Genomic DNA, 22,649 nt, shown 5'->3' on the forward strand with positions numbered 1-22,649 from the left:
CGCCGCTGGCGCCCCCCTTTTTCGTGGTCGCCCGCTAGCTGTTCAACAGCTTCTTGCGGGCGGCATATTCATCGCCGTCGATCTCGCCCCGCGCCAGGCGCAGGTCCAGTTCCGTCAGCGCGCCCGTGGGCGGACGGTGGCCGCCGGCGGGTGTTTCGGTCTGGCGCACAAGCCAGATCACCCCGGCCACCACCAGACCCAGCACGATCAGCCAGATCACGGGGCCGAAGATCATTCCGACCCCGTAGCCGTCCCCCCATCGCATGTGGCCATACTCGCCGGCATCGGCCAGGGCCGGACCGGCAGCGAACAGTATCGGTATCGCAAGACGCAGCATGATTTCCTCCATCGCTCGTCGGGTAACGCCTTGGTTCTACCGCCCTGCGACGCCCCGTTCATTGACCTGCCTCAACTCCGGGGTTGGGCGGCATGCATGCCGGAAGACGCCGTTGAAGGGGCTTGGCGGGCCACATCACGGGGCGCGCGGATTTTTTCCGCCGGGCCGTGATTTTTCGCTTGCGAAGCCGGGGCCTGATTATTATTCACCCCCTACCCAAGGAAGCGGGCGTAGCTCAGGGGTAGAGCATAACCTTGCCAAGGTTAGGGTCGGGCGTTCGAATCGCCTCGCCCGCTCCAATTGGGTCTGCCGGATGGCAGTTTGCAAATGGTCGCCTCGGGCGGCCATTTTGCGTTTCTGCCCCTCCCCCATGTCGCTCTGCCCCTTGCGAGAGGGCTAACGCGCATTGCCCCTTGCAGCCTTCCTCGCCTTGGGGTAGCACCCGCTTACCCACGGACGCGGGCGTAGCTCAGGGGTAGAGCACAACCTTGCCAAGGTTGGGGTCGAGAGTTCGAATCTCTTCGCCCGCTCCAATTTTTCCTATCATCGATTGCATGCGCGCCGGGCCAAGCCCGCCGCCGCCTGCATGCCCCCGGGCAGTGCCGTGCCCCCTTCCTCCCCTTCCCGTTGCGCACGAAAAAGGGCCGCGCCATGCGGCGCGACCCTTTGGTGAACTGCGGCTTTGGCGAAAGATCAGTCGCCGCCGTTGTTCTTGCCTTCCGAGTTACCCGGATCGTCGTCCTGGCCATCACCATCGATGTCTTCCGAGCCGTTGCCGGCCCCGGCGTTCACGTTGGATTTGGATTTCGACTTGGATTTGGACTTGGATTTCGACTTCGACTTGCCGTCGTCGTCATCCCGGTCATCACCGTCATCCATGTCCATATCGCTGCCCGACGAGGAGGCGCTGGCGCTGCTGGAACCCGAGGCGCTGCCCGAGGTGCTGCTCGAAGCTTTTGCGCTGTCCGAGCTGCTGGTGCTGCCCGAGGTCGAGCCGCTGGCAGAGCCGGAAACCGACCCGGAGGTCGATGCCGATACGCCCGTGGTACCGGCCTGAGTGCCAGCCTGGGTCGTGGTCCCGCCCGTGGCGGTCGTCGTGCCCGTCGCGGTCGTCGTGCCGGTCGCGGTCGTCTGGCCGCTGACGGTGGCGGCGGCCTGGCCATTGGCGTTCACGGCCAGCGGACGCTCGGTCCCGTCGCTGATGCGGCCGGTGTAGAAATAGGCGACCTTGCCGCGACCCAGCTTGGGGTTCACGTCAACGATGACGCGCTTGCGCTCGTTGTCGGGCATCAGTTGAACCTGGACGACGCGGCCAAGCTCCAGACCGTCGGCGGTCCGCACCTCCTGGCCCAGCAGCGGGCTGGACACGTCGAGCGAGGCGGCCTCGGCCTCGCCGGGGATCTCCATCGGCTGGTTGGACGCGACGACACGGCTGGCACTGGTGAAGACGACCGTGCTGTCGACATCGGGGAGTTCCAGCACCGTGGCCGAGGCCATGGGCGCCACGGCAAAGGTAGCGGCCGTGGCCATGAGCGAGGCGAAAGCGGCCGTTCTGAGGGACTTGCGGTTCATTGCACTTCTCCAATCGTTACAGTTTGCTAGCGTTCGACCAAGCGCCCCTTGCGGTGTGGGCCGCTGCGCGCCGGTCGGATCCACGGACAGATGGTCCGAGGGGGCTGTCTTTCCGATGACAGGGACGCGCCATATTCATCGGCGTCGCCCCACAGAATGTGCATCGGTTCATTGCCGGGATAACGCCCTGATATCACTTCGGGTTTCCCTAAATATATCGGGAACGAAAGGCGCCCCTGCGCATTGTCTTCCCCTTGGTCAACCTGAACCCACCCGATTTCCGACCCAAAGCCGCCACAACGCGGGTAGAGGAGCGCGGGCAACGCCCGGTGGCCCCCTGCCGCGGCGCCCTTGGCAAGCCTACGCCCACCGCCCTATAAGCGGCCCACATCACCGAAAGGACGACTGATGCGGACCGCCAAGATCACCCGCAAGACCGCCGAGACGGACATCACCGTCGAGATCGACCTCGACGGCTCGGGCCGTTACGACAACCAGACCGGCGTCGGATTCTTCGATCACATGCTGGACCAGCTGGCGCGGCATTCGCTGATCGACATGACGATCCGCGCGACGGGCGATCTGCACATCGACGATCACCACACGGTCGAGGATACCGGCATCGCCCTGGGTCAGGCCCTGGGCAAGGCGCTGGGCGACAAGCGCGGCATCCGCCGCTACGGCGCCTGCCTGTTGCCTATGGACGACGCGCTGGTGCGCTGTGCGCTGGACCTGTCGGGCCGGCCCTTCCTGGTGTGGAACGTCGCCCTGCCCACCGCCCAGATCGGCCGCTTCGATACCGAGCTGGTGCGCGAGTTCTTCCAGGCGCTGGCGACCCACGGCGGCATCACCCTGCATGTCGACGCGCTGCACGGGATCAACAGCCACCACATTGCCGAGGCCGCGTTCAAATCCGTCGCCCGCGCCCTGCGCGAGGCGGTCGAAACCGACCCGCGCAAGGCCGACGAGATCCCTTCGACCAAGGGGGCCCTCTGACGTGCTGACGGCGCTTATCGACTACGACAGCGGCAACCTGCACTCGGCCGAGAAGGCGTTCCAACGGATGGCGCGCGAAGTGGATGCCGGCGATGTCGTCGTTACCTCGGACCCCGAGGTGGTGCGCCGCGCCGACCGCATCGTGCTGCCGGGAGACGGAGCCTTCCCGGCCTGTCGCCGCGCCCTGCTGGATGTGCCGGGCCTGTTCGAGGCGGTCGAGGAGGCCGCGATCACCCGCGCCCGCCCCTTCTTGGGGATCTGCGTCGGCATGCAGATGCTGGCCACCACCGGCCATGAATACAGCCAGACCCCCGGCTTCGACTGGATCGGGGGCGAGGTGGTGCCGATCCGGCCGGCGGACCCGTCGCTGAAGGTGCCGCACATGGGCTGGAATGACCTGGTGATCGACAATCCGCACCCGGTGCTGGAGGGCATTGGCGCGGGGGCGCATGCCTATTTCGTGCACAGCTATCACATGGCGGTGGCAGATCCGGGCGCGCATCGCATCGCCCACGTGGATTATGCCGGTGACATCACCGCCATCATCGGCCGCGACAACCTGCTGGGGATGCAGTTCCACCCCGAGAAAAGCCAGGCCGACGGGCTGCGGATGATCGCCAATTTCCTGCGCTGGGCCCCCTGACAGGAGGGCCGTCCGCGCCCCCGCGCCGGGGGCGCGTCTTGCAAGGCAAAGGCAGGGGGCGGGTGTTGCCCGCCCCGCGCCCCTTACTTGACCTTCTGCCAGCTCTGCGAGCGGCAGATCGGCCCGATGCAGCCCGACACTTTCAGCCGGCTGCCGTCGACACTCATCTTCGAGCGGTAGGTCTTGTCCCGGTCGGGGGCCCAGATCTTGCCGCCCGAGAAGGAGCCGTCGGAATTCTCGGACATGTCCCAGACGATGGGCTTGCCCGCATGCTCGTAATCACCTCGCGGCTTGTTGTTCTTGTCGAAGGCCGACTTGATCGTGCCGCAGGCCTTGGCGGGGGCCTTGGCACAGGGGCCCATCACCACGTGCAGAAAGCCGCCGGTGTCGCCGCGCTCGGTCTGGTAGATGCCCGACGGAGGGGCCGCCTGTGTCGTGGTTGCAAACATCACGGCAAGGGCGCCGAGGCTCAGAACTTTACGCATTGTTATCATCCTCCCTGACGATATAGCTGACAGTCTGCTCGGCGAGCGGCCCCGCGGGCAAGACTGACGTGGGGTCGCTCTGCGCGCGGGCGCGCAGGACCCGGCCGCGTGACGCAGCGTCTGGCCATTTGTCGCCCTGCGTGGCACAGAGCGGCACGGAAAACGAAAGGCCTGCCCCCATGATCCTCTACCCCGCCATCGACCTCAAGGACGGCCAGTGCGTGCGTCTTTTCAAGGGTGAAATGGACGAAGCGACCGTCTTCAGCGACAACCCCGCCGCCCAGGCCCGTGCCTTCGTCGACGCGGGATGCGAATGGCTGCACCTGGTGGACCTGAACGGCGCGTTCGAGGGGCGGCCCGTCAATGCCGAGGCCGTCGAGGCGATTCTGGCCGCGGTCGACGTGCCGGCGCAGCTGGGCGGTGGCATCCGCGACATGGCGACGATCGACGCCTGGCTGGAAAAGGGCATTCGCCGGGTGATTCTGGGCACCGTCGCCGTCGAGAACCCCGAGCTGGTCCGCGAGGCCGCGCGCAAACATCCGGGCCGGATTGCCGTGGGCATCGACGCGCGCCACGGCAAGGTCGCGACCCGCGGCTGGGCCGAGGAGACCGAGATCGACGCCACCGACCTAGCCCGCCAGTTCGAGGACGCGGGCGTTGCCGCGATCATCTATACCGACATCAATCGCGATGGCGCCATGCAGGGCCCCAACGTGGCCGAGACGGCGGCGCTGGCCAATGCGGTCTCGATCCCGGTGATCGCCTCGGGCGGGGTGTCGTCCCTGGCCGACCTGAAGGCGCTGCGCGACAGCGGCGCGCCGCTGGACGGCGCGATCTCGGGTCGGGCGCTTTACGACGGGGCGCTGGACCTGGCCGAGGCGCTGCGCGTCCTCGCCTGACCCCTTGTCTGCAGTCGAAAACGGAGGGGCCGGGCGGCGGTGACCGCCTGCCCTGCCCCGTCTTTTGCGGCGACCTTGGCGGCCGGCGTTATTCGACCGCCTTCTCGGTCAGCTTCTCCAGCGCCTCTTCCATCTTCTTCACGTATTCCGCGTCGTCGTCGATCTTGAGGTCGTCGAACATCTCGTCGACTTCCTCATAAACGACCTTGGTCTCGTCCGAGACCGGATCGCGGTAGACCAGCACCCGCAGCGGCAGCACCAGACCGGCCAGCGGATCTGCGTTCATGGCGGGGGTGCCCAGCTTGGGGTTGCCGAAGATCAGAAGCTGCGCCTCGTGCATGCCAAGGCCAACCTCCTCGGCGCCCTTGGTGTGATCGACGCGGGCGAAGACGGTCGCGCCGGCCTCGTTTACGGCCTTTTCCAGCGCGTCCATCACCTGCGCCACGGGCTTGTCGGTGCTGCGCGTCTCGTAATCGCCCCCGGTCAGGCCGGCGGCAGCAGGCCCGGCGGTGGCGGTCAGGCCGGCGGCAAGGGCAAGCGCCGCGGCGGCAAGCGTGCGGGTCATCGGGCGGGTGATCGGGCGGGTGATCGGGAAGGGCATGTCATTCTCCTGCTGTGGGGCCCGGCGGCATGCCGGTGCCTTGGTCAACGTGGCCGCACCCGGCCCGTTCCCCCGGCATTTGGTCTGGTCACCGCCCCACCCGGGCCGTAAAAGGCCGCGAGGGGGCCCCGCGCCGCCCCCAGCGCCCCGACACGGATAGGAGCCCGCATGCTCAAGACCCGGATCATTCCCTGCCTCGACGTCAAGGACGGGCGTGTCGTCAAGGGCGTCAACTTCGTCGACCTGGTGGACGCGGGCGACCCCGTGGAGGCCGCGCGCGCCTATGATGCCGCCGGCGCCGACGAGCTTTGCTTTCTGGACATCAACGCCACCCACGAGAACCGGGGCACGATGTACGATCTGGCCACCCGCACCGCCGAGCAGTGCTTCATGCCGCTGACCATCGGCGGCGGCGTGCGCACCCCCGAGGATGTGCGCGCCCTGCTGCTGGCAGGGGCCGACAAGGTCAGTTTCAACTCGGCAGCCGTGGCCGACCCCGACGTGGTCGCCCGCTCGGCCGACCGCTTCGGCAGCCAGTGCATCGTGGTCGCCATCGACGCCCGCACCGTCAGCCCCGGCAAGTGGGAGATCTTCACCCACGGCGGCCGGCGCGGCACCGGCATCGACGCGGTCGAGTTTGCCTGCACGGTCGTGGCCAAGGGCGCGGGCGAAATCCTTCTGACCTCGATGGACCGGGACGGCACGCGCGCGGGCTTCAACCTGCCGCTGACCCGCGCCGTGTCGGACGCAGTCAGCGTGCCGGTGATCGCCTCGGGCGGGGTCGGCAATCTGGACCACCTTGTCGAAGGGGTGACCGAGGGCGGCGCCTCTGCGGTGCTGGCGGCCTCGATCTTCCATTTCGGGGATCACACGATCGCCGAGGCCAAGGCGCACATGGCCCGGGCCGGTATTCCCGTCCGCCAGACCGTGCCTGCCGAAGGGGCCGCCCCCCGCGCCCCCGCAGACGAGGCCGCAAGGAGCATCCGATGACCGATCAGCCCACCGATCCCCTTGATCCCCTTGTCCGGCTTGCGCCGCTGGCCGAGCTTGCCCGCACCGTCGCCGCCCGCAAGGGTGCCGACCCCGACACGAGCTGGACCGCCAAGCTGCTGTCGCAGGGACCCGACAAATGCGCTGAGAAATTCGGCGAGGAGGCGGTCGAGGCCGTGGTGGCCGCCGTGCGCGGAGACCGCGCCCACCTGACCGCCGAGGCCGCTGACGTGATCTTCCATCTGCTGGTGATGTGTGCCGCCCGCGATGTCGATCTTGCCGATATCGCCGACGAGCTGGCCCGCCGCGCCGGCACGTCCGGCATCGCCGAAAAGGCCGCCCGCCCCCGGGGCTGATGCGCCCGAAGGGAAGCCGCCCGCGCCTCAGCGGTTCGCGTAAAGGCGCGGATACTCGATCTTGGGACAGCGATTCTCGACCACGGTCATGCCCGCGTCATGGGCGCGGCGCGCCGCACCGGGGTGGATGACGCCGAGTTGCGCCCACAGGACCGCCGGTCGCGGCACCATCGCCAGCGCCTCCTCGACCAGACCGGGCAACGCCTCCGACTGGCGGAAGACATCGATCACATCCACAGCCTCGTCTATGGCGGCCAGATCGGCACGCACCGTCTCGCCAAAGAGGGTTTGCCCGGCAAGGCCCGGATTGACCGGGATCACCCGGTAACCCTTGTCGACCAGGAATTGCGACACGTAATGGCTGGGCCGCGCCGGATTGGCCGAGGCGCCGACACAGGCGAAGACGCGCGCCTCGTCGAAGATCCGGCGCAGGGTGGCGTCATCGGGTGCGGGAACGGGTGCGGGGTTGGGATCGGTCATGTTCATGGCCCGAAATCTAGCCCGCCTTCGGGGCTGCGCAAGCCGTATCGCAAACGGGCACGGAAGAACGGATCGGGGAAAAGAAAAATGCGCCCGGACCATGAGCCGGGCGCAAGTTATGGAACGAGGGACAGTACAGTTGGGCGCGAGGTTCCGATCGCACCCATGCATTCAAGATGGGGACGGGTTGTCGCAGGTGCAAAGCCCTTCATCAAATCGTGAAGTGCCGGGGATCGGGCGGTTCAGCCCCTGCGGCTGGCGTAAAGGGCCACCGCCGCCGCGTTCGATACGTTGAGCGAGCCGAAGCTGCCCGCCGCATCGATCCGTACCAGCTGGTCGCAGGTCTCCTTGGTCCGCTCGCGCAGACCCGGGCCCTCGGCCCCCAGCACCAGCGCGACGGGCCGGTCGGCCTGCCCCTCAAGCGCGGTCTCGATGGTCTGGTCGGCCTCGCCATCCAGACCCAGCAGCAGGTAGCCCATCTCGCGCAGGCTCACCATCGCGTCCGCCAGGTTGCGCACCCGCAGGTAAGGCATCCGCTCCAGCGCGCCCGAGGCGGTCTTGGCCAGCGCCCCGGTCTCGGGGGCCGAGTGGCGGGCGGGGGCGACGACGCCCAGCGCGCCCAGCACCTCGGCCGAGCGCAGGATCGCGCCGACGTTGTGCGGATCGGTCACGCGGTCGAGGCAGATCAGGCGCGGCGCGCCCTGCGGCCCGTCGGCGCGGGTGGCCACGGCATCCAGCCCGCCCCAATCCAGCGGCTTGACCTCAAGCGCGGCGCCCTGGTGCACCGACTCGCGGTCGATGGGGGCGTTGAACTTGCGCGGGTCGACCATCTCGGGCTCGATCCCCGAGGCGGCGATCGCATCGGCCAGCTTGTCGGCGGCGTTCTTGGTCACGATCAGGCGCAGGCGCTGGCGGGCGGGATTCATCAACGCGTCGCGCACCGCGTGCAGGCCGAACAGCCACACGGTCTCGGCGGCGCTGGCCTTGCGCGCACGCTCCTTGTCGACGACCCAGGTGGGTTTCTTTCCTGATCTCGCGGTCATGTTGCGTCCCCTGCGACGGTGGCTGCGGCGGTTGGGCTGCTGTGCCACGCCGCGCCCGGTGCCGCAAGGGCGCAGCTTTGGCCCGCCCCCGGCCCACCCGCCGCCGGAGGGCGGGAAAAACCCGCCGAAGGGGCCGGTTTTTCGGTTGACGGTCGCCGGGTGCAACGGTATTTCCGCCGTGCTGACCGGGGCTTCCCGGTCTGCGGGCGACGGGCTGCAAGGTGCGGCAGCGGACTGTAACTCCGCCGGGGAGACCCACGCCTGGTTCGATTCCAGGGTCGCCCACCATCCCCCCCTCTTATCAGCAAATTACGCGACGTTTTGCTCTGACGCGCCAATATAGTGCGACATCAGACACGCAAAGCGCATCCAACCTAAGCCCCCAGCCGGCAGGGCATTTTTGACTTCCGCAGGCCGAAACCGAGGGGAATGTCACCAAGCCGAAGCCGCCACTCGTCGCGGATCGCCACGCGCGGCAACTTGGAGGCACAGCAAGGAAGGTCTACAAGAGGACTTGTCAAACCGTTCAGAGGAGAGAACGAACATGATAAGAAATTTTGTTCTGAGCGCGTCCCTGGTCCTGTGTAGTTCAGCGGTATGGGCCGGGAGCTATGCTGACGCCTCCGATGCGCCCGACACGGCCATGCCGGCGCATGAAGTGGATATTGAGGCAGCCAAGAAGATCTTCCAGAAGTCGTGCCGCGGATGCCATGGCAACAAGGCTCAGGGTGCTGCGAGCTACCCCAAGATCAACGATCTGGAACCCGAGTATATGGCCGACAAGCTTGAGCGCTACCGGGCAGGCGAGAAGTTTGGGCCAAATTCCATTCTGATGATCCAGCAGGCCAAAAAGCTGTCCGACGAGGATATCGCCAACCTTTCGGTCTACGTCGCCACCGCGTTCGACAAATAGCGCACTGCGGGCAGCGATCGGGGTTCGGCGGCGCCCCATGCGAAACCCGTTGACCGAAACAGGTCCCGAGACTTACCGTGGAGACCTTGTTCACGGGACGACAAAGCGGCCCAGGATTATCCTCACCCAAGACGAGATATCGGGCGGTTTCGCGATCGATCTCGGGGCAAATTATTGGGAGGAAAATCATGAACTGGAACAAGTCTCATTCAAGACTGCCGCTGGTCGGGTGCCTGCTTGCCGGAACTGCCATCCTGTCATCTCCGGTGCTCGCGCAGAGCGGTATGAACACCACAAGCCTGCAACATGAGGTCGTCCTGGACGATCTAGAGAACCCGTGGGACATGGCGTTCCTCGATGACGGCACCATGCTGTTCACCGAGAAATGCAAAGGACTGTCGATCCGCATGCCCGACGGTGCGATCAATGCGCTCTACGGCGTTGGCGAAACGGAAGGCTACGGGTCAAACGGTGCCGATCTGTTCTGCGAAGGACAGGCCGGCATGATGGGCGTCGCCTTCGATCCGGAGTTTGCCAACAACCGCCGCATCTATGTCTACTCGACATCCAACATGTCGGATCCGCATACAAACCGGCTCATGCGGTTCACCTTGGCCGAGGATTTCACCTCGGTCGCCGACCGCACGGACATCGTGGACGACGTGCCCTACAAGATGGCGGCATCCGACCACCCGTTCGGCGGCCCGGGCGCGCATAACGGTGGCCGTGTCCGGTTTGGTCCGGACGGTGCGTTGTACCTCACAACGGGCGATAACCATAATGGTGAGGTGCCTCAAAGCCCGACGATGATGGGCTCCAAGGTCATACGCATCGATACCGACGGAAACGCGCATCCTGAGAACGCGCCGCCGGAAGGCTTCGACAAGCGGACCTATACGTACGGGCACCGCAACGTTCAGGGTATCGCGTTTCATCCGAAGACCGGTGCGGCGATCACCGCCGAGCACGGGCCATGGCATTCGGACGAGATCACCATCCTTCGGAATGGCGGCAACGCCGGATGGGATCCGCGGCCGAACATGGCCGGGCGCGGCGACTGCCCGGACAACTACTGCGGCTACAGCCCCAACCAGGAAGAGGGCATGAACCGCTACGAGCGGGCGGCCTACATGCCGATGACTGACTTCGACACCTATCCCGACGCCATGCCGCCCATCTGGAACAACAATGGCTGGTCACAAGGGACCTCCTCGGCCGCCTTTCTTGAAGGCGAGCAATGGGGCGACTGGAACGGTGCGATGGTCGTGGGCATCATGGGCATTGGCTTCGGCGGCACGCCGATCGGTCAGAGGATCGACGTCATCCAGTTCAACGACGAGAACACCGATGTCGAGGACGTGACAGAGATGACCTTGCCGATGGAGCCGGGCCGCTTTCGCTCGGTGGTGATGGGGCCCGATGGCAGCCTCTACACCGCGATCGACGAGGGCACGATCTACAAGCTGACCCCGGGCAGCTGATACAAAAAACGGGCCGCGCGACACCTTCGCGCGGCTCACTCTCCGAAGATCAGCCCTTCGGGAAGTTCGAAGCGCTGATCGTCGACCCGGACATAGTATATCTCCTCGGAAAGCTGCCACTCGACGTCGGTGCCGACACCGGACATGGTTGAATTACCGCGCATGAATTTCCGGTCCGAGAAGATCAGCAATCTCGAAAAGCCGTTTGCAAAAGTCACCTTGGCCACTGCCGCATCGGCGAAGCGGGCTACCGCTGCGTTGCAGGTGCCGCGGGCTTCTCCGACTTCCTGTGCACAGGCAACCGTCCCATATGCGTCGAAGGTGCCCGACCTCGCACGCAAGCTCGCCGCCTTGGTGTCGGCGGCACTGATGCTCGGCACCATGATCGCGGCGACGAGGATGAGTGGTAGGGTCGGGCGCACCAGCATGCTCCTTTGGACAGGCATGCACTATCCACGAAACCCGGCCTGCTGGCAAAATCTGATGGGGCTCTCTTCAGCAGCCAGGTCCACTGAGGGAAGTTCGGACGTTCGGGTTTGACACAGCGAACTATAACTTTCCGCCCATCGCACGTGCTGCCAAAGCCAGTCATGCCGAATGGTGCCCGGTCCGGGGTCGCCCACCCGGGACCCTTGGGGCACGCTCGACTGAACGTGCCCCTCTGACCGGTCTCAGCCGGCAGCGGCCAGAAGGCTCGCGTTGCCGCCGGCGGCGGTGGTGTCGACGCAGACGTGACGTTCGACCAGGCAGCCGGGGATGATGTCGGCCTGGCTCATCAGCGGCACGATTGCCCCTTCACGTTGCGCCAGTGCCTCGCGCAGGCTGCGCAAACGGTCCTCGTCACCCCAGCAGGCCACGCCGTCCAAGTGACGCAAACCGATCAGCGCCTCGGCGTCCAGCTCTCCATCGACCGCGTCGGCGCCCCGGGCGCCGGGGGCAACCATCACCGGGTGACAGCCCGCCTCGCGGGCCTGCACGGCCTGGGCGCGGGCCGAGTCCGCATCGGGGCCAAGGCACAGGATCACCCCCCGTCCCAGCCGCGTCAGGCGGTTGGATTCGCCCGTCGGCCCCGGCAGGTCGGTCACCGACAGCACCCCGCGCGGCGTGTGGCGCAGGCCCTCCAGAAGGCGCTGCACCGCTGAGGGATCGGCGGCGCCCGCCCCTCGGGGCGCGGGTGCCACCCGCCCCTCGGCACGGGTGAACCGCGGCAGGTAGTGGGGTCCGCCCGCCTTTGGACCGGTTCCCGACAGCCCCTCGCCCCCGAAGGGCTGGGAGCCGACGATCGCCCCGATCTGGTTGCGATTCACGTAGACATTGCCCGCCGCGATGCGCTTGGCCACGGTCTGCACCCGGTCGTCGATCCGGCTGTGGATGCCGAAGGTCAGGCCATAGCCGGTGGCGTTGATCTCCTCGACCACGCGGTCGAGGTCGGCGGCCTCGAAGCTTGCCACATGCAGGATCGGGCCGAAGACCTCGCGCTCCAGCGCGGCGATGCCCGGCAGGCGAATAAGCGTGGGGGCCACGAAATGCCCATCCTCGGGGATCCGGCCCTGCCACAGCACCTGCCCCGGGGCCTGGGCCTGGGCGACATGGGCGTCGATGTCCTGGCGCGCGGCGGCGTCGATGACGGGGCCCACGTCGGTCGCCGGCTCCCAGGGATCGCCCAGGCGCAGCTCGGCCATGGCGCCGGTCAGCATCTTCAGGAACCCCTCTTCCACGTCCTTCTGGACATAGAGCATCCGCAGCGCCGAGCACCGCTGCCCGGCCGACTGGAAGGCCGAGATGACGATGTCGCGCACCGCTTGCTGCGGCAGGGCCGTGCTATCGACGATCATTGCGTTCAGCCCGCCGGTCTCGGCGATCAGGGGGGCTTCGGGGGCCATGGTGCCGGCCATCGCCCGGTGGATGGTGCGGGCGGTCGCGGTGGAGCCGGTGAAGCACACGCCCCCCACGGCCGGAGACCCGGTCAAGGCGGCGCCGACCTCTCCCCCCGGTCCGGGAAGAAATTGCAGCGCGGCGCGCGGCACCCCAGCCCGGTGCAGCAAGCCCACCGCCAGGTGCGCGATCAGGGGCGTTGCCTCGGCCGGTTTGGCGAGGACGGCGTTGCCCGCGGCCAGCGCCGCCGCGATCTGCCCGGTGAAGATGGCCAGCGGAAAGTTCCAGGGCGAGATGCAGGTGAAGACACCCCGCGCCGGGGCCTCCAGATCCTCGATCCGGGCCGCGTAATAGCGCAGGAAATCCACCGCCTCGCGCAGCTCGGCAATGCCGTCGGCAAGGGTCTTGCCGGCCTCGCGGGTCAGCAGGGCAAGGATCTCCCCGGTCGATTGTTCAAATAGGTCGGCGGCATGGGTCAGGATCGCGGCCCGCTCCGCCCCATCGGCCCGCCAGGGGGCGGCCGCGGCAAGGGCCGCGCGGGTCTGGTCCGGGCTTGCCAGGCGGGTGCGCCCCACCTCCTCATCCGGGGCGGCGGGGTTCTTGAGGCGCTGTTCCTCGCCGGTGGCGCCGCCGGCCTCATCGGCCAGCAGGGGACCGCCGTGCCAGCGATGGGGCGCGGCGAAAGGTGCGCGCATTGCCTCCAGCCGCTCGAGCTCGGCGGGGCTGTGCAGGTCCCAGCCGGCGGAGTTGGTCCGCTCGGGCCGGAAAAGGTCGCGCGGCAGGCGCAAGGCCGTGATTGGCGCAACGTCCTCCAGCCGGTCGAAGGGATCGGCGGCGATCTCGGCGGCGGGCACCTCGGCGTTGACGATCTGGTTCACGAAGGAGCTGTTGGCGCCATTCTCCAGCAACCGCCGGACCAGATAGGCCAGAAGGTCCCGATGGGCCCCCACCGGCGCATAGATCCGGCAGTTGGTGCCGTGGCGGCGCATCACCAGGTCGTGCAGCGCCTCGCCCATGCCGTGCAGGCGCTGGAATTCGTAACTCGCGGGATCGGCCCCCGTCTCAAGGATCATGGCGACCGAATGGGCGTTATGGGTGGCGAATTGCGGGTAGATCCGGTCGGTCATCCTCAGCAGCTTTCGCGCGCACAGGATGTAGGAGACGTCGGTCGCGGGCTTGGTGGTGAAGACCGGAAAGCCCGCCGTGCCCTCGACCTGGGCGCGCTTGATCTCGCTATCCCAATAGGCGCCCTTGACCAGCCGCACCATGATGCGCCGGTCCAGCTTCTGCGCCAGCGCGTGCAGCCAGTCGATGACGGCGGGCGCGCGCTGCCCGTAGGCCTGCACCACCACGCCGAACCCGTCCCAGCCGGCCAGGCGCGGATCGGCCAGCACGGCCTCGATCACGTCCAGCGACAGCTCCAGCCTGTCGGCCTCCTCGGCGTCGATGTTCAGGCCCATCCCGCCCTCGCGTGCCATCAGCGCGAGCTCCAGCAGACGGGGGGCCAGCTCGGCCATCACCCGGTCCTTCTGGGTATGCTCGTAGCGCGGGTGCAGGGCCGAAAGCTTGACCGAGATGCCCGGCCGGCTGCGGATGTCGCCGCCCGCGTCCGGCAGGGAGGACAGATAACGGATCGCCCCGGCATAGGCCCGATGGTAGCTGCTTGCGTCCTCGGCGGTAATCGCGGCCTCGCCCAGCATGTCATACGAATGGGTATAGCCCTGGCTGCGGCGGCGTGCGCCCCGCGCGACCGCTTCCTCGATTGTCTGGCCCAGGACGAACTGGCGCCCCATTTCCTTCATCGCCCGCTGGACGGCGACGCGGATCACGGGCTCTCCCAATCGGCGCACGGCCCCGCGCAGGACCGAGGCCACGCCGGTCCCGTCACGCAGCACCTTGCCCGTCAGCATCAGCGCCCAGGTCGAGGCGTTGACCAGCGAGGAGCTGGAGCGCCCCAGATGTGCGCCCCATTCCGAGGGCGCGATCTTGTCCTCGATCAGGGCATCCAGCGTCTCGGCGTCGGGCACGCGCAGAAGCGCCTCGGCCAGGCACATCAGGGCGATCCCCTCATCGGTGGAAAGGCCGTATTCGGCCAAAAACACCTCCATCAGCCCCGGGGCGGCGTCGGCGCGGATCTCCTCGACCAGGGTTTGCGCACGGTCGCGGACCCGGGCGCGCAGGGCCGCGTCGGGACGGTCGCGGGACAGCAATCGCTCAATCGCCGCCTCCTGTGGTTCAAGATGCAGGCGCCGGAGGGTGCGCCGCAGCTCGGCCAGCGAGGGCGGCGTCGCCACGGGCGCCGGGGTCGACGGGCCCGCGCCCTGTGGCGCGGCGGCAGCCACGGGGGGCGAGGCTTCGGGGGTCTCTGCGGGGTGAGGTGCGATCATGGCCTGAACTCCGATCCGGTTACCCTTGGCAATATAGGTAGGATTCTGGTGGCAGACGGTCCAATCTTGCCCTTATCATAGCCCAATCGGACCTGATTTTCAGATCACAAAGGTGAAACGTCCCATGAAATCGTCTGAAACAGACCAATTGGACCGCTTTGACCATCGCATCATCGAAGAGCTGCGCCGCGACGGACGCCTGTCCTATTCCGAGCTTGCGCGCCGGGTGGGTCTGTCCAAGACCCCTTGCCAGCTACGTGTGCGCAAGCTGACCGAGGCGGGCTATATTCTTGGCTTCCGGGCTATCGTCGACCCGGCGCGCCTGGGCCTTGATCACATCGCCTTTCTCGAGGTCCGCCTGTCGGACACGACCGAGCCCGCGCTGCAGGCCTTCAACGAGGCCGTGCGCGCCGCACCGCAGATCGAACAATGTCACATGATCGCAGGCAGTTACGACTACCTGCTGAAGATCCGAACCCGGGATATCGCGGGCTATCGGCGGTTTCTGTCGGACGTGGCCTCGAACCTGCCGCACCTGGCCAACACTTCGACCCATGTGTCGATGGAGGCGGTCAAGGACGAGACAAGCCGCCCCTGACCCCCCCTGTCGCCAAGCGAAGGTTCACCCCTGGCGGCCGCGAGCCAGGAATTCGCCCATCCTCTCCAGCGCGCGGGTGATGTTCTCGCGGCTGTTGGCGTAGCTGAGGCGAATATACCCCTCGCCCAGGGTGCCGAAATCGGGGCCGCCGATGGTGGCGACACCCGCCTCCTCCAACAGGGCCGATGCCAGCGGCTTGGCCTGCCAGCCGGTGCCGGTGATGTTGGGAAAGGCATAGAAGGCGCCCTTGGGCCGGATGCAGCTGACCCCCTCGATGGCGTTCAGCCCCGCGACGACCAGCTCCCGCCTTGCGTCGAACTCGGCCAGCATCTCCGCCACCGCGACCTGTGGGCCGCGCAAAGCCTCGAGTGCTGCGAACTGGGCCGGGGCGTTGACGCAGGACCAGCAGTTCACGGCCAGCTTGCGGGCATAACCGATCAGTGCCTCGGGCCAGACCGAATAGCCCAACCGCCAGCCGGTCATGGCATAGGTCTTGGACCAGCCGTTCAACAGGATCAGCCGGTCGCGGATCGAGGGATAGGACAGCAGGCTGACGTGTTCCTCGCCGTCGTAGAGCATCTGGTCATAGATCTCGTCCGACAGGATCGCGACGCCGGGGTGCGCGTCCAGCCCCGCGACGAGGCGGTCGATCTCGGCCCGCGGGGTGACACCGCCGCAGGGGTTGGCCGGCGAGTTGACGATCAGGAGCCGCGTGCGCGGCGTGATCAGCGACAGCATCTCCTCGGCCGAGACGGCAAAGCCGTTCTCTTCGCGGATGGGGACGGGGATCGGGGTGGCGCCCGTGAACTCGATCATCGAGCGATAGATGGGAAAGCCCGGGTCGGGATAGAGGATCTCGGCCCCCGGCTCGCCGAACATGAGGATGGCCGCGAACATCGTCACCTTGCCGCCTGGCACGATCATCACGTGGCCCGGATCGACCGCGACGCCGTGGCGGCGGTCAAGATCCTCGGCCACCGCTTCGCGCAACGGGGCGATGCCGGTGGCGGGGGTATAGCCGTGTTCGCCGTCGCGCAGGGCCTTGACCGCCGCCTCGACGATATGGCCCGGGGTGGCAAAATCGGGCTGCCCGATCCCGAGGTTGATGACATCGCACCCCTGCGCCGACAGCTCGCCCGCGCGGGCCAGCACGGCAAAGGCGTTCTCCTCGCCGATACGGTCGAAACCTGCGATCGTTTTCAGCTTTGTGTTCGGCTGCGTTTTCAGCATCTTGACGGGCTTCCCTTCCTGCACGGCCTAAGATGGCGCACAGCATTCGCGCGCCCTTTGACGCGCGATCCTAGCGGCGGCAGGCTCAGGGCAAAAGGACCGATTGGCGATCGAACTCGGCCGTCTCCTCGCTGTTGTCGTCATAGACCACGCGCAGGCTGATCTGCTGGACCGAACCCAGGGGCTGCTGGAAATAGGGCACGCGCCCCTCGGCCTTGATGGCGTTGGGCTGGGCGCTGTCGGGATAGCAAGGCTCCATCTCCCAGCGGGTGTCGGGGGGCGCGCCGTTGAGGCCGTAGAAAACCGCGTGCAGGCCGCAGCGCCAGGATTCCAGGTGGGTCAGGTAGACCAGGTCCTGGCCGTTGAACTCCCGCACGGCGACCCAGTTGGCGCGGGTGGCCGACAGGATCGGCCTGACCTCCAGCGCGGTCAGGAAACGGCCGGTGGCGACCTGTTCCTCGGGCGGGGGCAAGGGGGTGCCCGTCGCGGGGGATGGAGCCTCGGCGGTCTCGGTGGCCTGGGCCCCACCGGGCGCCAGGGCGACCCCCGGGGCCTGCTGGACCAGGCCGAACCCGGTCATCGACAGCAATGCGAAGGCGATCAGTTCAAGCATCGGCACTCTCCCGGCATGGCGGCGGCGGGTGCCCCGCCCCGCGTCTTGGGGTTACGCTCTGAATTCGATGGCCTGGGCGCTTTGTGACCGGCGCCTTGTGCCCTATAGTCGGCAAAAATCCCATTCGAGGCAAGTTCCGGGCATGACCGACGAAAATCCCCGCCCCTTCAACGTGCTGGCCGTGGTGCAGGCGGGACGGCTGGAATACGAGGCTGCGCTGTTCGCGGTATCGTTCCGCGCCGCCAACCCCGATTTCGCCGGCCGCCTGATCCTGGCCGAGCCGCAGCCCGGCCCGCTTTGGGGCGACGAGGATCCCCGCATCCAGGACCCGGCCGTCCGCACCCTGTTGGAGGACCATGGCGCCGAGATCCGCCCGTTCCACAGCCGGCATTTCGGCGCGGCCTATCCAAACGGCAACAAGATCGAGGCGCTATCGACCCTGCCCGCCGGAGAACCCTTCGTTTTCTTCGACACCGACACGCTGCATCTCGACAGCCTGTCGCGAGTGCCCTTCGATTTCGACCGGCCGAGCGCCTCGATGAAGCGCGAGAACACCTGGCCCACGCAAGAGCTTTACGGCCCCGGATACAACCAGGTCTGGGGCGCGCTTTACGAACAGTTCGGGCTGGATTTCGAAAGCTCCCTCGACCCGGCCCAGCCGGACGAGCATTGGGAGCGGTACCTCTATTTCAACGCGGGCTGGTTCTTTCACGCGGATCCCGCGGCCTTCGGCGCGCGCTTCGTGGAATATGCCACCGCCATCCGCGACACACCGCCGCCCGAGCTGGTTTGCCAGCCCCTCTATCCCTGGCTTGACCAGATTGCCCTGCCGCTGGTCATCCATTCCTTCGGGGGCGGGCGCGCGACCCTGCCCGACGGGCATCTGGATGGCGACACGACCTGCCACTGGCGGGTGCTGCCACTGGCCTACGCCCGCGAGGCCGACGCCGTGATCGACACGCTCGAGGCGGTGACAGCCCCGAACAGGGTCAAGAAGGTGCTGAAGAACTATGAGCCGTTCAAGCGGATGATCTTCCAGGGCAAGGGCCGCAAGGTGCGCGAGATGTTCGACCGCGATGCCCTGCCCCGCAAGGAACAGCAGATCCGCAACCGCATCAAGAAGGCGCGCCTCTGGGTGCGCTGAGGCGCGCGCCGATCACTCCAGCTCGTAGACGATGGAGACCCCGGCCTCGACGCTCAGCTCACCCTCGGCGATGGGCACGGCCCGGGCCGAGCGCGCCATTTCCGCCGCCATCATCGGGCGCGGGCCGCCCTGGTCGGCGGCCTCGTTGATCGACACGAGTGAGCCAAGGTCCATCCCCGTCGCCTCTGCGTAAAGCTCGGCCTTGCGGCGGGCGTCAGCCACGGCGCGGCGGCGGGCCTCGTCGCGCGTCTCCTCGGGGGACTGCAACCCGAAGCTGAGGCCCTGGAATTCGTTGGCGCCGGCACTGACCACAGCGTCTAGGATCAGGCCCAGCCGGGAAAGGTCGCGCACCCGGACCGAGACCGTGTTGCGGGCCTGGAAGCCGGTGATTTCGGGCGGGGCCTCGGGGCCGCCGTTGCGCCGGTTGGTCCAGAGCGGGTTGAGCGACAGGTTCAGTGTCTGCACGTCCCGCCCCTCGATCCCCGCGTCGGCAAGCACGCGCAGCGTCTCTTCCATGTGCTGGCTGTTGAGGTCCAGAACCTCCTTGGCGACCTTGCCCTCGGCGGTCACGCCAAGGGTGATGACGGCCATGTCGGGGGCCACCTCGACCACGCCGCGCCCCTCGACGGTCAGCCGCGCCCGCTCCAGCGCCGAGGCGGGGGATGACAGGCCCAGGGCAACCAAGGAAAATCCTGTCAAAATAAGGGATAGGACGGTCGAATGCATGGCGGGTTCCTTTCTGGTATCGGGCCGGATCCGGGGGCGGTGACCGCGCCTTTGACGGGGCCACTGACGGGGCCGGATCCATGGTCTGCCCCGGCGGCAGCGTCGGGCCTGCCGGCACGAATGGCAAGGTTCCGCTGGCGGGCCCCTCTCACCCTCGGCGGTTTCCTGCTATAACGATGCGCGACACTGCTGTCCGGTAAGGCCATTGACAGATTCTATGCTAGGTCAGATGCCATGAAACCCAATTTTGCGCTCGATCTATCCCATGACGGAATCGGCCTCCTGCACAGGGGCCGAAAGGGCTGGCTGCGTGTCGGCGAGGTGTCGTTGGACGATCCGATGATGCGCGGAACCCTGGCCATGATGCGCCGCACGGCCGCCGAGCTGGCCACAGGCGGCATGACCACCAAGCTGGTGCTGCCCGCCTCGCAGATCCTGTACCTGACCGTCGACGCCCCCGGCCCCTCGGACGAGGAGCGCGAGGCGCAGGTCCGCGCCGCGCTGGACGGGCGCACCCCCTACGATGTGTCCGAGCTGGTCTTCGACCATTCGCCGACCGCCGGTGACAAGGGCCGCCGCCTGGTGGCCGTGGTCGCCCGCGAGACCCTGGACGAGGCCGAGGCCTTCGCGGTCGAGCATCGGTTCAACCCCGTCAGCTTCGTCGCCCGCCCCGACGGGGACGAATTCGCCGGAGAGCCGTTCTTCGGCATGACCGCCCATGCCCGGACCCTGCTGAACGGGGACACGGTCGAGCGCGACGCAGAGCCCGTGCGCATCAAGGGATCGGTCCCGCAGGGCGGCGATGCAGAGGTTGAGACTTCCGGCGCCGAGAAGGCGACCGCCGAAGACAATCAGGGCCGGGCCGCAGGGGATGCCGGCGCGAAGACAGACCCGGCGGCCGCACCTGCCGATGGGCAGAGCGAAGAGATGTCCGGCCCCGCGCCGGCCTTTTCCACCCGCCGCGCCGACCGCGAGGCGCGTCCCGCCGGCGGGACGGTGACCATCGAACGCGCCAGCCGTTTCAGCATGGGCGCGATCCCTCCGGCCAGCGCCGCGATGTCCGGTGCCGCCGACGCATCCACCGATCCCGCCGCCGTGGAACTCTCCGAGACTGGCGATGGTAAGCCGGGCGCGCGCCGCGCCCCGGTCGTGGCCCCCCTGCCCGACCTGCCCGGCGACGGACAGGCCACCGGCCAGCCCACATCGCAACCCACTGGCCGTCGGGGCGCACAGCCTGCCCTGCCCGGCGATGTCGCCGCGCGCAGCATGGCGGGCCGCGACGCGCCGCCCGTTGGTGGGGCCGTGGGTGGGGCCGACCGCCACGCGGAACATCGCGCCGGTTTCTCCTTTCCCGCCGAAGGGGGGCCGGTCGACGGTGCCCCCGCCGGGCACCCGCGCGGCATGTCGCGCCGCACCGGCATCCTGCTGACGCTGCTGCTGCTCGTGGCCCTGGCCCTAGCCGCCATCGCCACGACCCTCATCAAGCGCAACGAACTGGCCTCGGTCTTCACCAGCGCCGATTTCGAGCTGGCCGACGCGACCTTCCTGCCGCCCTTGGGCTATGACGAGCCGCCGCTGACCGCCTTCCGGCCGACGCCGCGCCCCGAGCAACCCGCGCGCCTGGCCCAGGATGCGCCCGCGGACGACCTGATCGGCCCCCGCGCCCCGGCGCCGGTGGTGACGGCGGTGATGACCTCGACCGGTCCCATCGCGCGGCCCGAGACGATGATGCCCGAGGTGCCGGCGATTGACGGCCCCGCCGGCGCGGTTCAGGACCTGGTGGCCGAGGCCGACACGATCCGCCTTTCCCTGCCGCCGCTGCCGCCCCTTGTCTCCGATGCGGCACCGGCCCCCTCCGGGCAGGCGAGCACCACAGCGCCTGCGGCCCTTGCCGCCGCGCCGCAACGCCTTGCGCCCCAGGCCGCCGATCCGCTGGCGCCACTGGCCGATGAAAGCGTCGGCCGCGCGGCATTCTCGGCACCCGACCTGGCCGAGATCCAACCACAGGACGCCGCCGCTGCGGGCGAGCTGCTGGCGCTTGTCACGCCTGAGACCTCCATCAGGCCCGACCGCCGCCCGACCTCGGACCCCGGCGCCCGGACCTCCCCCGAGACCACCCCCGACGAGGTGCGCGAGGAGCGTCCCGCCCTCGCCGACGATGCGGCCCCCCTCCTTCCCGACGGGCCCGACCCCGCCCTGCATTACGCCGCCACCGGCATCTGGACCGGCGCGCCCGAGATGATCGTCGTGCCCCCCTCGCAAGGGCTGGATGCGCTTTACATCGCCTCGATCGACCCGGCGGTGACCCAGCAGGACGCCATTGCCCTGCCGCCCGCCCTTGCCGGCGATGACCTGCGCCTGCCCAACCAGGCGGTGCCCGCCGACGCCTCCGCCCGGTTCGAGCTGGATGCGCGCGGGCTGGTGACGCCTGCCCCCTCTGGCACGCTCAGCCCCGACGGGGTCACCGTCTATGCCGGCCGTCCCGACCCGATGCCGGCAGAGCGCCCGCGCCGGGAGGCCGCCGCCCAGGATGCGACCGACGACGACAAGGCCGAGGCCACGGCCAACGCGCCAGCCGTCGCCGCCGTCCGCCCCACCGCGCGGCCCGACGACCTGTCGGACCGGACCGAGCGTCAGCAGCTTGCCGGCCTGACCCGCAAGGAGCTTTCGCAGGTCCGCCCCAAGCTGCGGCCCGAGGAGGCAGCCCTGACCGCCCCCGGCGCCAACACGAAGGCCGAAATCGAGAAGGCCGTCGCGGACGCCAACCGGGAGGTCGTGCCCGACACCAGCGCCGAGCCGGTCGTCAACGCCTCGAAACTGGCGGTCCGAAGCTCGGAGAAGCCCAAGCTGCGGCCGGCGAATTTCGCCTCCGTCATGCGCAAGGCGCGGGCGACGCGGATGAAAAGCGTGGCCTCGCCCGATCCCAAGGCCGACCCGCGCCTGCCCGAGAAGACCTCCGTCTCGCGCGCCGCGACCGAGCGGAATGCCGTCAACCTCTCGAAGATCAGCCTGATCGGTGTCTACGGCACCTCGTCCAGCCGCCGCGCGCTGGTCCGCCTGCCCTCGGGCAAGTTCAAGAAGGTCGAGGTTGGCGACCGCATGGACGGCGGCCGGGTCATCGCCATCGGCGACGAGTCGCTGCGCTATACCAAGAGCGGGCGCAGCGTCGTGCTGGCGATGCCCCGAAGCTGAGGGCCGGCGCCGTCCCTCCCCGAAGGATGGCGCCCTCGCCCGGTGAGAACACCGACCGCCGTGAGCGAATTCACCGGCAATTCCATTT

The 22,649-nt window shown here is 68.1% G+C and carries 20 protein-coding genes, 3 tRNA genes and 1 pseudogene; 13 read left to right on the plus strand and 11 right to left on the minus strand.

Annotated elements, in window-relative coordinates; genetic code table 11:
* Window positions 1–34: 34 nt before the first annotated feature.
* The gene (locus CLV77_RS10740; protein WP_076981181.1) at window positions 35–337 is read right to left on the minus strand and encodes an SHOCT domain-containing protein; all 303 of its coding nucleotides are present in this window, start codon (window positions 335–337) and stop codon (window positions 35–37) included.
* A 224-nt stretch (window positions 338–561) separates the two neighbouring features.
* Here CLV77_RS10740 and CLV77_RS10745 point away from each other — a divergent pair.
* Both CLV77_RS10745 and CLV77_RS10750 read left to right on the plus strand, forming a co-directional pair.
* A tRNA-Gly gene (locus CLV77_RS10745) sits at window positions 562–636 on the plus strand.
* Between the two features lie 159 nt (window positions 637–795).
* Window positions 796–870, plus strand: a tRNA-Gly gene (locus tag CLV77_RS10750).
* A 160-nt stretch (window positions 871–1,030) separates the two neighbouring features.
* Here CLV77_RS10750 and CLV77_RS10755 read toward each other — a convergent pair.
* On the minus strand, window positions 1,031–1,909 hold the full coding sequence (locus tag CLV77_RS10755; protein WP_076980559.1) for a hypothetical protein: 879 nt from the start codon (window positions 1,907–1,909) through the stop codon (window positions 1,031–1,033).
* Between the two features lie 408 nt (window positions 1,910–2,317).
* Here CLV77_RS10755 and hisB point away from each other — a divergent pair, with 408 nt between their 5' ends.
* Together hisB and hisH are read left to right on the plus strand one after the other, a co-directional pair.
* Window positions 2,318–2,905, plus strand: a complete 588-nt coding sequence (gene hisB, locus CLV77_RS10760) for an imidazoleglycerol-phosphate dehydratase HisB (protein ID WP_076980558.1) — start codon at window positions 2,318–2,320, stop codon at window positions 2,903–2,905.
* 1 nt (window position 2,906) lies between these two features.
* Complete coding sequence (hisH, locus tag CLV77_RS10765; RefSeq protein ID WP_076980557.1) at window positions 2,907–3,548, plus strand: imidazole glycerol phosphate synthase subunit HisH; 642 nt, start codon at window positions 2,907–2,909, stop codon at window positions 3,546–3,548.
* A gap of 83 nt (window positions 3,549–3,631) precedes the next feature.
* On the opposite strand, the gene CLV77_RS10770 is transcribed toward hisH, so the two are convergent.
* Window positions 3,632–4,033 (minus strand): DUF2147 domain-containing protein, encoded by a 402-nt coding sequence (locus CLV77_RS10770; RefSeq protein ID WP_076980556.1) that lies wholly within the window; start codon window positions 4,031–4,033, stop codon window positions 3,632–3,634.
* Window positions 4,034–4,212: 179 nt separating this feature from the next.
* On the opposite strand from CLV77_RS10770, the gene hisA reads away from it, so the two are divergent.
* Window positions 4,213–4,932 (plus strand): 1-(5-phosphoribosyl)-5-[(5-phosphoribosylamino)methylideneamino]imidazole-4-carboxamide isomerase, encoded by a 720-nt coding sequence (hisA, locus tag CLV77_RS10780; protein ID WP_076980554.1) that lies wholly within the window; start codon window positions 4,213–4,215, stop codon window positions 4,930–4,932.
* Between the two features lie 88 nt (window positions 4,933–5,020).
* Here hisA and CLV77_RS10785 read toward each other — a convergent pair whose 3' ends face one another.
* The gene (locus tag CLV77_RS10785) at window positions 5,021–5,497 is read right to left on the minus strand and encodes a DUF302 domain-containing protein (RefSeq protein ID WP_076981180.1); all 477 of its coding nucleotides are present in this window, start codon (window positions 5,495–5,497) and stop codon (window positions 5,021–5,023) included.
* Between the two features lie 204 nt (window positions 5,498–5,701).
* On the opposite strand from CLV77_RS10785, the pseudogene hisF reads away from it, so the two are divergent.
* Both hisF and CLV77_RS10795 read left to right on the plus strand, forming a co-directional pair.
* Window positions 5,702–6,454 (plus strand): annotated as a pseudogene (gene hisF / locus CLV77_RS10790) (imidazole glycerol phosphate synthase subunit HisF); the annotation flags it as partial.
* Window positions 6,455–6,519: 65 nt separating this feature from the next.
* On the plus strand, window positions 6,520–6,879 hold the full coding sequence (locus CLV77_RS10795; RefSeq protein ID WP_076980553.1) for a phosphoribosyl-ATP diphosphatase: 360 nt from the start codon (window positions 6,520–6,522) through the stop codon (window positions 6,877–6,879).
* Between the two features lie 27 nt (window positions 6,880–6,906).
* Here the strand turns inward: CLV77_RS10795 and CLV77_RS10800 are convergent, their stop codons facing one another.
* Both CLV77_RS10800 and rlmB read right to left on the minus strand, forming a co-directional pair.
* Window positions 6,907–7,365: a CoA-binding protein gene (locus CLV77_RS10800; protein ID WP_083707837.1), complete on the minus strand. Its 459-nt coding sequence runs from the start codon at window positions 7,363–7,365 to the stop codon at window positions 6,907–6,909.
* 236 nt (window positions 7,366–7,601) lie between these two features.
* A complete protein-coding gene (gene rlmB / locus CLV77_RS10805; protein ID WP_076980552.1) occupies window positions 7,602–8,402 on the minus strand; it encodes a 23S rRNA (guanosine(2251)-2'-O)-methyltransferase RlmB in 801 nt (266 codons plus the stop codon).
* 204 nt (window positions 8,403–8,606) lie between these two features.
* Between rlmB and CLV77_RS16375 the strand changes: the two genes are divergently transcribed.
* From CLV77_RS16375 to CLV77_RS10815, 3 genes are all read left to right on the plus strand, one after another.
* Window positions 8,607–8,690 (plus strand) — tRNA-Tyr (locus CLV77_RS16375).
* Between the two features lie 256 nt (window positions 8,691–8,946).
* On the plus strand, window positions 8,947–9,315 hold the full coding sequence (locus CLV77_RS10810) for a c-type cytochrome (protein ID WP_083707836.1): 369 nt from the start codon (window positions 8,947–8,949) through the stop codon (window positions 9,313–9,315).
* A 188-nt stretch (window positions 9,316–9,503) separates the two neighbouring features.
* Window positions 9,504–10,796 (plus strand): PQQ-dependent sugar dehydrogenase, encoded by a 1,293-nt coding sequence (locus CLV77_RS10815; RefSeq protein ID WP_076980550.1) that lies wholly within the window; start codon window positions 9,504–9,506, stop codon window positions 10,794–10,796.
* A 35-nt stretch (window positions 10,797–10,831) separates the two neighbouring features.
* Here CLV77_RS10815 and CLV77_RS10820 read toward each other — a convergent pair whose 3' ends face one another.
* Both CLV77_RS10820 and putA read right to left on the minus strand, forming a co-directional pair.
* Window positions 10,832–11,224, minus strand: coding sequence for a hypothetical protein (locus CLV77_RS10820; RefSeq protein WP_076980549.1), 393 nt, complete (start codon window positions 11,222–11,224; stop codon window positions 10,832–10,834).
* Between the two features lie 243 nt (window positions 11,225–11,467).
* Complete coding sequence (gene putA, locus CLV77_RS10825; RefSeq protein WP_083707835.1) at window positions 11,468–15,058, minus strand: bifunctional proline dehydrogenase/L-glutamate gamma-semialdehyde dehydrogenase PutA; 3,591 nt, start codon at window positions 15,056–15,058, stop codon at window positions 11,468–11,470.
* A gap of 124 nt (window positions 15,059–15,182) precedes the next feature.
* Between putA and CLV77_RS10830 the strand changes: the two genes are divergently transcribed.
* Window positions 15,183–15,656: an Lrp/AsnC family transcriptional regulator gene (locus CLV77_RS10830; protein WP_076980548.1), complete on the plus strand. Its 474-nt coding sequence runs from the start codon at window positions 15,183–15,185 to the stop codon at window positions 15,654–15,656.
* Between the two features lie 24 nt (window positions 15,657–15,680).
* On the opposite strand, the gene CLV77_RS10835 is transcribed toward CLV77_RS10830, so the two are convergent.
* On the minus strand, window positions 15,681–16,886 hold the full coding sequence (locus CLV77_RS10835) for a pyridoxal phosphate-dependent aminotransferase (RefSeq protein ID WP_076981177.1): 1,206 nt from the start codon (window positions 16,884–16,886) through the stop codon (window positions 15,681–15,683).
* 85 nt (window positions 16,887–16,971) lie between these two features.
* Window positions 16,972–17,499, minus strand: a complete 528-nt coding sequence (locus CLV77_RS10840; RefSeq protein WP_233128064.1) for a hypothetical protein — start codon at window positions 17,497–17,499, stop codon at window positions 16,972–16,974.
* A 142-nt stretch (window positions 17,500–17,641) separates the two neighbouring features.
* Between CLV77_RS10840 and CLV77_RS10845 the strand changes: the two genes are divergently transcribed.
* A complete protein-coding gene (locus CLV77_RS10845; protein ID WP_076980547.1) occupies window positions 17,642–18,643 on the plus strand; it encodes a hypothetical protein in 1,002 nt (333 codons plus the stop codon).
* Window positions 18,644–18,655: 12 nt separating this feature from the next.
* Here the strand turns inward: CLV77_RS10845 and CLV77_RS10850 are convergent, their stop codons facing one another.
* Window positions 18,656–19,327 (minus strand): SIMPL domain-containing protein, encoded by a 672-nt coding sequence (locus CLV77_RS10850; RefSeq protein ID WP_233128063.1) that lies wholly within the window; start codon window positions 19,325–19,327, stop codon window positions 18,656–18,658.
* Between the two features lie 276 nt (window positions 19,328–19,603).
* Between CLV77_RS10850 and CLV77_RS10855 the strand changes: the two genes are divergently transcribed.
* On the plus strand, window positions 19,604–22,561 hold the full coding sequence (locus CLV77_RS10855; protein ID WP_076980546.1) for a hypothetical protein: 2,958 nt from the start codon (window positions 19,604–19,606) through the stop codon (window positions 22,559–22,561).
* The last annotated feature ends 88 nt before the right edge of the window (window positions 22,562–22,649 follow it).

The sequence above is a fragment of the Brevirhabdus pacifica genome (genome assembly GCF_002797755.1).
Classification (GTDB): domain Bacteria; phylum Pseudomonadota; class Alphaproteobacteria; order Rhodobacterales; family Rhodobacteraceae; genus Brevirhabdus; species Brevirhabdus pacifica.

Bases quoted from the DNA above. Each gene is read 5' to 3' on its own strand.
- CLV77_RS10740 (WP_076981181.1), bottom strand. From the start codon at position 337: ATGCTGCGTCTTGCGATACCGATACTGTTCGCTGCCGGTCCGGCCCTG.
- CLV77_RS10755 (WP_076980559.1), bottom strand. From the start codon at position 1,909: ATGAACCGCAAGTCCCTCAGAACGGCCGCTTTCGCCTCGCTCATGGCC.
- hisB (WP_076980558.1), top strand. From the start codon at position 2,318: ATGCGGACCGCCAAGATCACCCGCAAGACCGCCGAGACGGACATCACC.
- CLV77_RS10770 (WP_076980556.1), bottom strand. From the start codon at position 4,033: ATGCGTAAAGTTCTGAGCCTCGGCGCCCTTGCCGTGATGTTTGCAACC.
- hisA (WP_076980554.1), top strand. From the start codon at position 4,213: ATGATCCTCTACCCCGCCATCGACCTCAAGGACGGCCAGTGCGTGCGT.
- CLV77_RS10785 (WP_076981180.1), bottom strand. From the start codon at position 5,497: ATGACCCGCACGCTTGCCGCCGCGGCGCTTGCCCTTGCCGCCGGCCTG.
- CLV77_RS10795 (WP_076980553.1), top strand. From the start codon at position 6,520: ATGACCGATCAGCCCACCGATCCCCTTGATCCCCTTGTCCGGCTTGCG.
- CLV77_RS10800 (WP_083707837.1), bottom strand. From the start codon at position 7,365: ATGAACATGACCGATCCCAACCCCGCACCCGTTCCCGCACCCGATGAC.
- rlmB (WP_076980552.1), bottom strand. From the start codon at position 8,402: ATGACCGCGAGATCAGGAAAGAAACCCACCTGGGTCGTCGACAAGGAG.
- CLV77_RS10810 (WP_083707836.1), top strand. From the start codon at position 8,947: ATGATAAGAAATTTTGTTCTGAGCGCGTCCCTGGTCCTGTGTAGTTCA.
- CLV77_RS10815 (WP_076980550.1), top strand. From the start codon at position 9,504: ATGAACTGGAACAAGTCTCATTCAAGACTGCCGCTGGTCGGGTGCCTG.
- CLV77_RS10820 (WP_076980549.1), bottom strand. From the start codon at position 11,224: ATGCTGGTGCGCCCGACCCTACCACTCATCCTCGTCGCCGCGATCATG.
- putA (WP_083707835.1), bottom strand. From the start codon at position 15,058: ATGATCGCACCTCACCCCGCAGAGACCCCCGAAGCCTCGCCCCCCGTG.
- CLV77_RS10830 (WP_076980548.1), top strand. From the start codon at position 15,183: ATGAAATCGTCTGAAACAGACCAATTGGACCGCTTTGACCATCGCATC.
- CLV77_RS10835 (WP_076981177.1), bottom strand. From the start codon at position 16,886: ATGCTGAAAACGCAGCCGAACACAAAGCTGAAAACGATCGCAGGTTTC.
- CLV77_RS10840 (WP_233128064.1), bottom strand. From the start codon at position 17,499: ATGCTTGAACTGATCGCCTTCGCATTGCTGTCGATGACCGGGTTCGGC.
- CLV77_RS10845 (WP_076980547.1), top strand. From the start codon at position 17,642: ATGACCGACGAAAATCCCCGCCCCTTCAACGTGCTGGCCGTGGTGCAG.
- CLV77_RS10855 (WP_076980546.1), top strand. From the start codon at position 19,604: ATGAAACCCAATTTTGCGCTCGATCTATCCCATGACGGAATCGGCCTC.